At 72.1% G+C, this 10591-nt stretch carries 9 protein-coding genes and 1 pseudogene; 4 read left to right on the forward strand and 6 right to left on the reverse strand.

What is annotated here, in order from left to right; all coding sequences use genetic code 11:
• Positions 1–124 precede the first annotated feature (124 nt).
• Complete coding sequence (locus DZF91_RS33790) at positions 125–928, forward strand: ABC transporter ATP-binding protein (protein ID WP_407920964.1); 804 nt, start codon at positions 125–127, stop codon at positions 926–928.
• A 91-nt stretch (positions 929–1019) separates the two neighbouring features.
• Here the strand turns inward: DZF91_RS33790 and DZF91_RS33795 are convergent, their stop codons facing one another.
• On the reverse strand, positions 1020–2519 hold the full coding sequence (locus DZF91_RS33795; protein WP_117361105.1) for a pentapeptide repeat-containing protein: 1500 nt from the start codon (positions 2517–2519) through the stop codon (positions 1020–1022).
• A gap of 307 nt (positions 2520–2826) precedes the next feature.
• Between DZF91_RS33795 and DZF91_RS33800 the strand changes: the two genes are divergently transcribed.
• On the forward strand, positions 2827–3732 hold the full coding sequence (locus DZF91_RS33800; RefSeq protein WP_117361106.1) for an LLM class flavin-dependent oxidoreductase: 906 nt from the start codon (positions 2827–2829) through the stop codon (positions 3730–3732).
• Between the two features lie 131 nt (positions 3733–3863).
• On the opposite strand, the gene DZF91_RS33805 is transcribed toward DZF91_RS33800, so the two are convergent.
• Entirely contained in the window at positions 3864–4157 is a 294-nt protein-coding gene (locus DZF91_RS33805; protein ID WP_117361107.1) for a DUF1330 domain-containing protein, read from the reverse strand.
• A 158-nt stretch (positions 4158–4315) separates the two neighbouring features.
• Here DZF91_RS33805 and DZF91_RS33810 point away from each other — a divergent pair, with 158 nt between their 5' ends.
• A complete protein-coding gene (locus tag DZF91_RS33810) occupies positions 4316–5218 on the forward strand; it encodes a LysR family transcriptional regulator (RefSeq protein ID WP_117361108.1) in 903 nt (300 codons plus the stop codon).
• Between the two features lie 114 nt (positions 5219–5332).
• On the opposite strand, the pseudogene DZF91_RS33815 reads toward DZF91_RS33810, so the two are convergent.
• Positions 5333–6727, reverse strand: a pseudogene (locus DZF91_RS33815) (FAD-dependent monooxygenase); the annotation flags it as partial.
• A 52-nt stretch (positions 6728–6779) separates the two neighbouring features.
• On the opposite strand from DZF91_RS33815, the gene DZF91_RS33820 reads away from it, so the two are divergent.
• Complete coding sequence (locus DZF91_RS33820; RefSeq protein ID WP_117361109.1) at positions 6780–7118, forward strand: winged helix-turn-helix transcriptional regulator; 339 nt, start codon at positions 6780–6782, stop codon at positions 7116–7118.
• Positions 7119–7239: 121 nt separating this feature from the next.
• On the opposite strand, the gene DZF91_RS39155 is transcribed toward DZF91_RS33820, so the two are convergent.
• The 3 genes from DZF91_RS39155 to DZF91_RS33830 form a co-directional block, all read right to left on the reverse strand.
• A complete protein-coding gene (locus DZF91_RS39155; RefSeq protein ID WP_147341519.1) occupies positions 7240–7431 on the reverse strand; it encodes a hypothetical protein in 192 nt (63 codons plus the stop codon).
• 261 nt (positions 7432–7692) lie between these two features.
• Positions 7693–9033 carry an AAA domain-containing protein gene (locus tag DZF91_RS42785; protein ID WP_117361112.1) on the reverse strand — a complete coding sequence of 447 codons (1341 nt, stop codon included), beginning with the start codon at positions 9031–9033 and terminating at the stop codon, positions 7693–7695.
• Positions 9030–10502 (reverse strand): hypothetical protein, encoded by a 1473-nt coding sequence (locus DZF91_RS33830; RefSeq protein WP_117361110.1) that lies wholly within the window; start codon positions 10500–10502, stop codon positions 9030–9032. The genes DZF91_RS42785 and DZF91_RS33830 overlap by 4 nt, the downstream gene beginning before the upstream one ends.
• Positions 10503–10591 lie beyond the last annotated feature (89 nt).

Raw genomic sequence — 10591 nt, forward strand, 5'->3', positions numbered from 1 at the left:
GTTGCCGCGCACACGCCGCGCACCCGCTGCCCCGCGCGCGCCGCACGCACCCGGCCCTGCGCCCCACCCGCCGGCAGAAGCGCCCGTTCGCGCGGCGCCGCCGAGCCCGATTCCGGAGGTCTCCGTGCCCCTCGTGCCCGTCCACCACGGCGTGGTGCTGAACGCCGACAAGATCGACCTCGTCCGCGCCGGGCGGACGCTGCTCGACCGCGTCTCGATGACCGTCCTGACCGGCGAGCACTGGGCGCTGATCGGCCCGAACGGCGCCGGGAAGAGCACGCTGCTCGGCATTCTCGGCGCCTATGCCCATCCGACGCGCGGTACCGCCGAGATCCTCGGCCACCGCCTCGGCCGGGTCAACGTGCACGAGTTGAGGACGCTTATAGGGCAGGTCAACCCCAGGCATCCGCTGGAGTCCGCGCGGACCGTCCGGGAGATCGTCCTGACCGGCGCGACCGGCACCATCGAACTCGTCCCGCGCTGGACACCGTCCGAAGCCGAGCGGTCCCGGGCGGACGAACTCATCGCGCTGATGGGCCTCACCGCCCGCGCCGACGCGCGCTGGCCGCACCTGTCGCAGGGGGAGCGGGGCCGGGCGCTCATCGCCCGCGCGCTGATGCCCGACCCGCCGCTGCTCCTGCTCGACGAGCCCGCCACCGGCCTGGACCTCGCCGCCCGCGAACGCCTCCTCGCCGCCATCGACGTCCTGCGCGCGAACCGCCCGGACCTCACGACCGTCCTGGTCACCCACCACCTGGAGGAGCTGCCGACCTCCACCAGCCACGCGATGCTGCTGCGCGACGGCGCGGTCCTGGCGTCCGGCCCGGCCGACCGGGTGCTCACCACCGAACTGGTCAGCGCCTGCTTCGACCACCCCGTCACGATCACCCGCGCCAACGGCCGCTGGTCCGCCACAGCAGGCCACTGACACCTCTGGTTGCCGCCAGCAGCTCTCCAGAGGCTCTTGGCGGATGACCATCAGAGGCGGGTCCGTCGCCCGAGTCCGGTGGCGACCGCGACTACGTCCCTGCCTGGCTTCCACCGGGACTCGACGCGCCACCGGGGTTGCTGTTCCCCTGCGGCGGAGCGTCGGGCACCAGCACACCGCCGGTCCCCTCGGCCGGCTCGATCCGCCATCCCGGCGGCGGCACCAGGATCATCTTCCGGTCCCGCACCTTAGCCCCGCCACACTTAACCTCCCCGATGAAAGTCACCTCGTTGAAGTCCGCGTACTTGGTAAAAGACACCATGCCGAAGTCCGTGTCCCGGGTGAAGGTTGCGCTGTGGAAGTACGCGTCCCGGGTGAAGGTCGCGCCGTAGAAGTTCGCGTGCCCGGTGAAGGTTGCGCCCTCGAAGTCGGCGTGCCCGGCGAAGGTCGCACTTATGAAGCCTGTGTCCCGGAGGATGGTCACCTCGTAGGAGTCACCAGTGAGGGCCGCTGCGAGTCTGGACCCGTACCGGGTGAAGTCCACCCTGTCGTCCGTGTGCCCGGCGAAGGTCGCAGCGCGGAAGACCGCGTCCTCGGTGAAGTTCACCCTGTCGAACTCCGCGCGCCCGGTGAAGGTTGCGCCCTCGAAGTCGGCGTGCCCGGCGAAGGTCACGTAGCGGAAGGCCGCGTCTTGAGTGAAGGTCACCTCAGAGAAATCCGCGTGCCCGGCGAAAACCGTTCCGCTGAAATCCGTGTCCCCGTGGAGGTACGCGCTGCGGAAGTCGGCGGTGGTGAGGCGGCCACCGGTGAGCGTGAAGTCGATCAGGGTGGCATTGGTCATGTCGAGGGCAATGTCGGACCAGTGCTCGATGGCGTTTCGCCGGAGGTGGGTTTGCAGGATGCGTTGGGCGGTGAGGCGGACCTGGAGTTCCTCCCGGTTGTCGGGGGCGGGAGCGGAGGGGACCAGCTCGGTGCGGTGGTGGCGGGCACGGTAGCGGCGGACCGCCTCGCGCGCCTTCTCGACGTCCTGGGCCTCGGCGGCTTTCGGGGTGGCCGGCGGGGTGAAGGGCATGCGCAGGTAGGCGCAGATGATGTTGACGATGGTCTGCCGGTGGTCGGGGTTCGCATTGGCGAGGCGTTCCAGGGTGTACAGGGCGGTGAGGCGGACCGGGGCCTTGTCGGAGCCGAGTTGGGTCGCGGCGGCGTTGTACAGCTCGGTGACCCGGCGTTCGGTCGCGTCGTGCTGGGCGCTGTGGTGGGCGTCCTCGGCGAGGCACTGCCGTCGGTAGGCCATCACCAGAGCGAACAGCGCGCCGACGCCGGCGACGGTCCCGAGCACGAACTTCAACACGTCCAGCAGCTGGGGGACCGGCAGCGTCCGGGTGTGCTCCAGGTGCGGGAACCCCAGCGCCGCCAGTACCGCGACCATGACGGCGGCCAGGCCGCCGACCGCCGCGAGGGTCGCCACGGTGAGCGCACGGCCGATCGGCCACAGCCCGGCCCGCCGCTCCGCCTCCCGCCGACCGCGCCACGACAGGAGCCCGCCGGGCTTATCCGCAGATCCGCTCGTCGGCTTCCCATCTTTGGTCATCGCATCGTGCTCCTCTTCGCCCCGGCCTCGCCGACAAGAACCACTTGATGCTCGGACGCGCGACCGGTGCCGCGCGTTCACGGGGCTTGAAGCAGCAACCACCATTGGGCCGCCGTGTCTGCGGGGACGAGCGTCCCGGCCGTCTCCGGCGACCCGGACGAGGTCGTGTCCGATCCGTACAAGACCGATGCCGATCTCGCTGAATACCGTCACGGCTGTGCGCCTCGGCGGGCGCATGAAAACGGCCGGAGATGAGCTGTCCGGCGCGTTGTTCCCGTGGTGAGATCCTGGTCGAGACGGAGTACTCGTGAAAATTGGAATTGGTCTGCCGATCGCCGTTCCCGGGCGTCCTGCGCGGGAGGTCAAGCAGTGGGCGGAGGACGGCGAGCGCCTCGGCTTCCACTCCCTGGGATCCATCGACCGCCTGGTCTACGACATCCTGGACCCGCTGGTCTCCCTCGGCATCGCCGCGGCGGTGACCGAGCGCGTCCAGCTGTTCACCAGCGTGCTGAACGTCGGTTGGCGGGGCAACCCGATCCTGTTCGCCAAGCAGCTCGCCACCATCGACCTGATCTCGGAGGGCCGGCTCACGGCGGGCCTGGGCATCGGGGCCTGGCCGGACGACTTCACCTTCAGCGGTGCTCCCCAAAAGGGCCACGGCAAACTCTTCGACGACACCCTGACCGAAATGCGCCGTGTCTGGGACGGAGAGGTCACCAGCGTTTCGGGTCCCACCCCGCTGCCGGGCAAGGGCCGTCCCAAGGTGCTCGTCGGTGGCCTGATCACCGCGGGCTATGCCCGCGCCGCCCGCTTCGGCGACGGCTGGGTGGCGCCGACGCTGAGCCTGGACCTGCTGGTGAACGGCGTGCAGGGCGTCACCGAGGCATGGGCCACGGCTAACCGGCCCGGCAAGCCGCACATCCTCACCGGCCGCTACTTCTGCTGCGGTTCCGAGGCCGTCCGGCTCACCGATGAGTACGTGGCCCACTACTACGGCTCCAAGGAGTCGCCGTACTACGAGCCGGTGCGCGCCGACTCCCTCGACTCCGACGAGCGCCTGCTCAAAGAGCTGATCGCTTTGTCGGACGCGGGCGTCGACGACCTGGTGCTCTATCCGGCCAGCAGTTCACTGGACCAGGTCCACCTGCTGGCCGAGGCGCTGGAGCGGGTGGGGGCCGGACGGAACCCGACCTTCGAATTCACCACGGGCTGACCTGAGGTGCAGCCAAGGCACGCCGGAAACCGGCAATAGGCGGGGAGCGGGCCAGGAGTGGGTGCGGGGCTGGGTTCCTGGCCCGCAGGGGCGTGTGCTTGCCGAGCTCGGCGATCGCTGGGAGGGGACGGTCAGTCGATGCCCTCGATGATGCGGAAGTCGCGCTCGACACCGACCGGGAAAGCCGTCAGCGCCTTCTGGTACGCCTCGCTCTCGTATGCCGCGACGGCCTTTTCAAAGCTGGCGAACTCGATCAGAATGACGCGTTGCGTGATTCCGGCCTCGCGGGCGACAACTCGGGCGCCACGGGACAGGAGGCGCCCGCCCCCAGCCTGGACAGCCGAACGGGCCAGCTCATCGTAGGCGGCCAACCCCTCCGGGGTGGAATTGGCGGGATAGACGCTGACCCAGTATCCCTTGGCCATGGAAACCTCCTGTGTTCGACCGGACGCGTCCGACTTCGAATTGACACTCAGATCGATCAATTCCGGCATACGCAGGTTAGGCCTCGATGAGCGGTCGAGGGAAAGACCGGTTCGGGATAGCCTCAGAACGGCTCGTTATCAATCGACGGGGAGGGCGCGTGGCGCCGGATACGGTGAGCCTGCGGTACTTCCTGGTGCTGGCGCAGGAGTTGAACTTCACCCGCGCGGCCGCACGGATCGGTATCGCACAGCCCGCACTCAGCGCCCGGATGCGCCGATTGGAGGCGGAACTCGGTACGGCCCTGCTGGCCCGCAACACGCGCAGCGTCGTATTGACCACGGCCGGTGCGGCTCTGGCGGAATCCGCGCCATCCGCGCTGGCGGCGCTGGACCGGGCATGGGAGACCGCCAGGAGCGCGGCGGCCGGTGAACTGGGCACGCTGCGCATCGGATACAGCCTCAGCACCGGGGCCGAGACGGCACCGGCCCTGGTGGACAGGCTGATTCGCGACAACAGCGGACTCGACGTCGGCGCCGTCCCGATGGCGACCCCGGAGATCTCCCCGGCGGTCGCCGACGGCCGCATCGATGCCGGGATCACCCGCGGTGAACAGCCGGGCCGTGGCGTACGCCGGTTCCTGCTGCGGCGGGTGCGCATGGGGGTTCAACTGGCGCAGTACCATCCGCTGGTCGAACACCCGGAGATCGAGATCGCGGACGCGGCCGCGTTTCCGCTACGACTCCCGAACCCTGCGGCCAACCCGGTCATCCACGATCAGATGTCCGCACTGTTCCGAGACATCCGGCCACACCCCCGATTCCGCACGTCCGCGGTCTCTTTCGACATGTCCCAGCGCGACCTACGCGACGGGGCCACGCTCGCCCCGGCCGGAGAGGCCGCGCTCTCAGCGCAACCGGCCGGTCTCACCTGGCGACCACTGCGGGGCGCGCCCAGCCTGACGATCCACCTGGTCCTCCCACACGAGCAGTCGCCCCTGCACCACCGCATCCGTGCCGCCGCCAGAACTCTGGCCCACGAGCTGCACTGGCTGCCGAACTGACGCGCAAGAGGGGCAGCGAGACGGACATCTGCGGTGGCGAGGCCGAACCGCGCCCAGCGGACAATCAGCACACGGCCCGCTCTCCGCGGCAGGGGTCAGGGCCGGCGGTCCGAACCAGTGGTGCAACGCCTCGGCCAGCTCCTGCTTTCGGTGTCCGGCCCACGCAACATAGCCGTCCGGCCGTACCAGCACCGCCTCCTTCGTGGTCTCCTGCCCTGTTTCCTGCGAGACCGCCACTCTGGAACCCCACTGGTCGGCCAGCGCCCGCAGCTCCGGGCCCGCCCCCAGCAGCGCGCCGCGTCCGTCGGGCAGCGCGGGCGCGCCGGGCAGGCGCCGGCCCAGCAGCGGGTGTGCTGGGCCGGGCAGCTCGTAGCCGATGTCCAGCCCGGAGATCATGCCCGCGACCACCGCGTTGGCCTCCGGCACCGCCAGCAGGCCGGCCACGATCTCGCGCAGCGCCAGATGCTCCTCCTGGGCCACCAGCAGCAGCGACTGGGCGCGGGTGTTGGCCAGCACCCTGGCCGCCACCGGGTGACGCTCGGCGTGGTAGGTGTCCAGCAGGTGCGCGGGCGCGTGCCCGCGCACCTGGGCGGCGAGCTTCCAGCCCAGGTTGAAGGAGTCCTGGACGCCCAGGTTCAGGCCCTGCCCGCCCATCGGGGAGTGGATGTGGGCGGCGTCGCCGGCCAGCAGCACTCGTCCGTGCCGGTAGTCCTCCACCTGCCGGGACGCGTCGCTGAAGCGCGAGGCCCACACGATCGACTCCAGGCGTGCCTCCGGTTCGGGCAGGAGCATCAGCGCCCTGCCGACCTCCTGCTCGGTGACCGGCGCCTCGCGCGGCAGGTCCTGCTGCTCGGGCCCGTAGAACAGGATCCGGTGCACCCCGCCCTCCAGCGGCGTCAGGTAGGCGCGGCCGGCCGGCGAGGGCGTCATCTCCGGCAGCCGCCAGCGCGCCCCCACCCGCCCGGCGAGCCTGATGTCGGCCACCGCCATCGCCTGCCGGCCTTCCAGGCCGGGGAAATCAACCCCCAGGAGCGTCCGTACGGTGCTGCGCCCGCCGTCGCACCCTGCCAGCCAGGCCCCACGCAGCCCGGCGCCGTCCCCCAGACGCGCGCTCACCCCTGCGTCGTCCTGCCACAGCTCCACCAGTGGCTGACCGCGCAGCACGCGCACGCCCAGCTCACGCACCCGCCCCTCCAGCACGCGCTCCACTGTCGACTGCGGTGTGCCGATCATGTAGGGATGGGCGGTGTCCCAGGCGGTGAAGTCCAGCCGCATTCCGGCGAAATGCCCGCCGGGCACCCGTTGGACGCCGCCGGCCAGCAGCGGCTCCAGCAGGCCGCGCAGTTCCAGCACCTCGGCGGTGCGCGGCTGCACCCCCAGCGCCTTGGACTGGCCGCTGCGCTCGGGCAGCGCCTCGACCACCAGCACGGACGCGCCGCCGAGGGCGAGTTCGGCGGCGAGCATGAGGCCGGTAGGACCGGCCCCGACGACGATCACATCGGTATCCATGGGCAGACGTTAGGTCCGCTATGGCCGCTTACCGCAACGATAGTGTGGAGGCATGCCCCTTGAGCCGGACATGTTCGCCGGGTGCGCGCCCGGCCTGCCACCGATCAGGATAGGCGGCAAGTGGACGGTCCGGATCGCGGCGTGCCTGCGGGACGAGCCGCGCAGGTTCACCGAGCTACAGACCGCGCTCGGGACCATCACCCCCAAGGTGCTGACCGAGTCGCTGCGGGCCATGGAGCGCGACGGGCTGGTACTGCGCACGGACTACGGGGAGAACCCGCCGAGGGTGGAGTACGCGCTGAGCGAGCTGGGCCGCACCCTGTTCGGCCCGATCGAGGTGGCCTGCGCGTGGATGCGGATGTACGCGCAGGCACGCGCCCAGTCGACCTGAGCTTGCTTTCGGCCGTCCGGCCGTCACGGCCGCCCCGCCCGCTGCGGATACGGGGGAGACCTGCGGGGGCCGCCGCTGAGTGAGGATGGCGTCATGCGAGCACGACGCGATGACGCCGTTCTCAGAGCAGGGTGATGTTGCCTTCGAACGAGCCGTCGATCTGTATGACCGTGCCCGCCGGGCCGTGGTAGTGGTTGCCGCCGGGGATGGTGTCGGTCGCGTCGTCGGCGGTCTGCTCCTCCGCCGAGGCCCCGTCCGAGCTGGGCGTACCGGACTCGTCGGTGGAGTCGCGCATGTCATCCGTGTCGCTCATGGTGGGACGCTACCCGCCGTCGCGTTCGGAGGGAACCGTCGGGCGTGCCCGCCCGCCACGACGGGGATCCATACCGCCGCCGTCCGACCCGTACCTTCGTCGAAAACCTCGGGTTCTGCGCCTGGAACTCGTTGGCTGGTGGGCCTGCTGTCTCCTTGACGGCCCTCGCCGTGCGTTACGGCGAGGGCCGTTCATCGTCTGGGGTGAACGAACTGGCGCACCGCTGGATTCAGGCAGGGTGCGGCGGCTCGGGTACGGGGTTCAGGTGTGGGCGCGGACGCGGTGTTCGGCGAGGTGGGCGAGGACGGCCTGGTTCGCCTCCCAGCCGTCCGGGAACTTCACCGGGACGCCCAGCCGCACCGGGTCCGCCGACGGATGCGCGTCCAGCAGCTCGGGGATGCCCGCGCGCGCAACGACCAGGCACGCGTGCCGGTGCCGGGACGCCAGCACGCACAGACGCCCGGACTCCAGGTGGAACGCGGTCGCGTCCCGCCGTCCCGACAGCGGATGCAGCACCACCGTCACGTCGTACTCGCGGCCCTGCAACCGGTTGGCGGTGTCGACCGTGATGTCCGCGGCGTGCGGGCCGAGCGCCGCGCGGATCGCGGCCACCTGGTCGCGGTGCGCCGCGCCCACCGCGATCCGGTCCGCGCCGACCGGCGCCTCGCCGCGTTCGGAGTGCGCGACCGGCCCCCGCTGCAGCATCCGGACGGCCAGCGCCGCCGTCGCCCGCACCGCCTCGGCGTCGGTGCGCAGCGTGTGCCGCGCGGGCAGCTCGTACAGGGCCCACCCGGTCGCCGCGGCCTCCTCGACGGCCCGGTCGTAGGACGTCCCCATCCCGCCCGCGCCCAGCTCCAGCCGCCGGTCGCCCGGTCCGGTGCCCGACCGGAACCCGGTGAACGGGTAGAACGCCCGCGACACCACCGGCGCCGCCGACGCCGGCAGCCGCCACGACACCGGGAGCCGGTGCACCGGGAGATCGGGGTTGTGCGCGAGCAGCACCGCCACCGCGCTGCGCATCGGGTCCCACGACAGTCCCGCCCAGCGCTCGACCTCGACGGTCGAGAACGGGTCGAGCTGACCGGGGTCGCCCACGAACAGCGCCCGCTCGAACCGTCCCGCGATGCGCAGCAGCATGTCCGAGCGCATCTGGTACGCCTCGTCGACGATCGCCCACGGCCACGAACCGTCGGTGAGCGTCGCCCACTTCGCGGCCGTCGCGATCACGACCGTCCGGTCGGCGACGTCGTCGGCCTTCTGCGCGACCCGCACCGACGCGTGCGCCGTCACCCGCCCGGACGGCGCGTACCCGGCCGCCGACAGCCGCCCGATCGTCAGGTCCTCGTGCTCGCGCGCGATCCGGTCGATCAGGTCGTCCACCTGCTCGTTGGTCTGCGCCACGATCATCAGCCGCTCGCCCGCGCGGGCCAGGTGCGCCGCGGCCCGGACGACCAGCGTGGACTTGCCCGCCCCGGGCGGCGAATCCACCACGACGCCGCGGTGGTCCCTCGCCAGGTCGGCGAGCACGGCCTCGACGACCCGGTCCGCCTCGGCGGCCGGGCTGGTCGGCACGGCACCCGGGCTGGTGGGCACGGCGGTCATGACCACACCTCCGTGGCGTCCTCGTCGGCCGGTTCGTACTCGGCGGGCGGGCCGCCGTGCGTCCACGGCGTGTCCTCGCGCTCGGGGAACTTCGCCGCGCCCCACGAGTCGGCCGTGCGGGAGGTGAACACGACCCGCTGCCCCGGCTCCGGCACCACGCCCGGCTCCGGGGTGAGCTTGCGGCCCATCCCGCCGGTCAGCTCCAGCAGCACGTCCCCGTCCTCGATCTCGACGATCCTGCCCTTCAGACCGGGCCTCGCGGCGTTCACGACGGTCGCGCCCTCGTCCAGGCGGACCGGGTCCTCGGTGCGGATCCGCACGTACGGACGCAGCTTCGGCCGCTTGCCCGACTCGTCCAGCCGGGTCGGCTCGGCCTCGGTGACCACCCCGCCGAACGCCTGGCCCGCGAGCCGCTGCTCGGCCATCACCAGCGGATCGTCGAACGCGCGCTGCGCCTCGTAGGACTCCTGCGAGCGTTCCAGGTCGTGCAGGCGGCGCGCCGCGCGGACCGGGTCGTCCAGCTTGGCCTGCGGGGGGCTCTCGGCGAACTCGCGGTGGAAGTAGGTGAAGGAGTCGCGGTCCCGCTCCCACCGCTTCGGGACGCTCGCGCCCTCGGGCAGGGCGCGCAGCAGGTCCAGGGCCCGCCAGACCAGGTCCCACGTGGGGGTGAGCTGCGAGGCGACGGCCGCGCGGATCCGCTCCTCGGCGCGCGGCTCGCCGCCGCTCTCGTCGTAGGCGGCGATCGCCGGGGCCAGTACCTCGTTGTCGAAGGTCGGGTCGGTCGCGGGTCCGGCGGGCGGGCAGGCCACCGGGTCCTCGGCGCGGGCGGCGGCCGTCGGGCCGTCCATGCCCTCGGGCGGGTCGATCCAGCCCATCAGCGCGCCGAGGTTGCCGTCCTCCAGCGAGCTCTGCCCGGTCGCCCAGTGCAGCCGCAGAGTCTCGGTCAGCGCGAGCAGCAGCGACGACCCGGGCCGGTCGTTCCGGTCGGCGAACCAGGTCAGCCACCGGCCGAGCGCCGGGACCGCAGGGTCGACCGCCCACGGTCCCTCGGTGCTGCGGAACCGGGTCGAGCGGCCCAGCAGCCGCAGGAACCCCACCCCGCCCCGGTTCGGCACGACGATCTGCGGCGCGCGCTCGTACCGGACCCGTTCCTCGCCGTCCTTGGACGGTTCGAGCGTCTCGGTCGCGCCGCGTTCGGACTCGACGTGGTCCAGGACGGCCTTGGCCAGCTCCGCCGCGTACGCGAACCGCTGGTCGCGGTTGCGCGGCTGCGGGACGACCAGCAGCGTCGGCGCGTCCCGGTCGGTGCCGAGCATCGTCGCCAGCGGCGCCGCCGCCTCGCCCGCCAGCTTCAGCGGGACCATCACCAGCGGCGAGTCGCTCAGATGGCAGTGCCGGACGGTCGCGACCGGCGCCGCCCGCCCGGACGCGAGCGCCTCCAGTTGGGCGAGGGCGGTGAGCGTGCTCACGCCGTCCGCTCCAGGACGTCCACGCCCAGCGCCGGCGCACCGCCCGCCGGCGGGACGGCGCCCCGAGCCGGGACGGCGGGCGCCGGAGC

Source organism: Actinomadura logoneensis (genome assembly GCF_003428695.1).
Classification (GTDB): domain Bacteria; phylum Actinomycetota; class Actinomycetes; order Streptosporangiales; family Streptosporangiaceae; genus Spirillospora; species Spirillospora logoneensis.

Excerpts from the sequence above, each read along its gene's own strand:
- DZF91_RS33820 (WP_117361109.1), top strand. The coding sequence starts at position 6,780 with ATGCCCCTTGAGCCGGACATGTTCGCCGGGTGCGCGCCCGGCCTGCCA.
- DZF91_RS33805 (WP_117361107.1), bottom strand. The coding sequence starts at position 4,157 with ATGGCCAAGGGATACTGGGTCAGCGTCTATCCCGCCAATTCCACCCCG.
- DZF91_RS39155 (WP_147341519.1), bottom strand. The coding sequence starts at position 7,431 with ATGAGCGACACGGATGACATGCGCGACTCCACCGACGAGTCCGGTACG.
- DZF91_RS42785 (WP_117361112.1), bottom strand. The coding sequence starts at position 9,033 with ATGACCGCCGTGCCCACCAGCCCGGGTGCCGTGCCGACCAGCCCGGCC.
- DZF91_RS33795 (WP_117361105.1), bottom strand. The coding sequence starts at position 2,519 with ATGACCAAAGATGGGAAGCCGACGAGCGGATCTGCGGATAAGCCCGGC.